At 57.4% G+C, this 1,372-nt stretch carries 1 protein-coding gene; it reads left to right on the top strand.

Annotated features, from left to right (window positions below):
- The coding region (gene tuf, locus ACRZ94_RS20710) for an elongation factor Tu (RefSeq protein WP_480656738.1) at window positions 1-1,176 on the top strand (1,176 nt) is incomplete at its 5' end.
- Window positions 1,177-1,372: the final 196 nt, after the last annotated feature.

Raw genomic sequence — 1,372 nt, 5'->3', positions numbered from 1 at the left:
ATGGCAAAGGAAAAGTTTGAGCGTACAAAACCGCACGTCAACATCGGCACGATTGGGCATGTTGACCACGGTAAAACGACGCTGACCGCAGCGATCACCAAGTATTTTGGTGACTTCAAAGCGTATGACCAAATTGACGGTGCGCCGGAAGAGAAAGCGCGCGGGATCACCATCTCGACCGCCCACGTGGAATACGAGACCGAGAACCGCCACTATGCGCACGTTGACTGCCCCGGCCACGCCGACTACGTCAAGAACATGATCACCGGTGCCGCTCAGATGGACGGCGCGATCCTGGTTGTGAACGCCGCTGACGGCCCGATGCCGCAAACACGTGAGCACATCCTGCTGGGTCGTCAGGTTGGCATCCCGAAGATGGTCGTGTTCATGAACAAAGTCGACCAGGTTGACGACGAAGAACTGCTGGAACTGGTGGAAATGGAAATCCGCGAGCTGCTGTCTTCGTATGAATATCCCGGTGACGATATTCCGATCGTTGCAGGTTCGGCTCTGGCCGCGATGGAAGGCAACAACCCGGAGATCGGCGAAGAGAAGATCAAGGAACTGATGGCGGCTGTTGATGACTACATCGACACCCCTGAGCGTGCTGTTGACCAGCCGTTCCTGATGCCGATCGAAGACGTGTTCTCGATCTCGGGCCGTGGTACCGTTGTGACCGGTCGTGTTGAGCGTGGCGTGATCAACGTTGGCGACGAGATCGAAATCGTCGGCATCCGCGACACCAGCAAAACCACCTGCACCGGTGTTGAAATGTTCCGCAAGCTGCTGGACCGTGGTGAAGCGGGCGACAACATCGGCGCCCTGCTGCGTGGTGTGGATCGTGAAGGCGTTGAGCGTGGTCAGGTTCTGTGTAAGCCGGGCTCAGTAACACCGCACACCAAGTTCGAAGCCGAAGCCTATATCCTGACCAAGGAAGAAGGCGGTCGTCACACTCCGTTCTTCGCGAACTACCGTCCGCAGTTCTACTTCCGTACGACGGACGTGACCGGCACCGTGACCCTGGCCGAAGGCACCGAGATGGTCATGCCCGGCGACAACGTGTCGTTCGGCGTTGAGCTGATCGCGCCGATCGCGATGGAAAACGGTCTGCGCTTCGCGATCCGCGAAGGCGGCCGTACCGTCGGCGCGGGTGTTGTGTCGAAGATCATCGAATAATTCGCGCAAGCGAATGATCAGACAGAAAGGGCGTCCCGAGGGACGCCCTTTTTTGTTTGAATTCGACAATCCCGAGACGCACAAAAAACAGTGTGTCGAAAATCATCGAGTAAGGCGCGAGGGTGCGGAGATTATTCGTCGAATAATCTCGGACCCAACCGTTGACTCAAAGAAGGCCGTCCCAAACAGGGGCGGC

The organism is Ruegeria sp. CH10, assembly GCF_056537125.1.
Note: the sequence above shows the minus strand (reverse complement) of the source record. Positions and strands in the feature narration are given on the sequence as shown.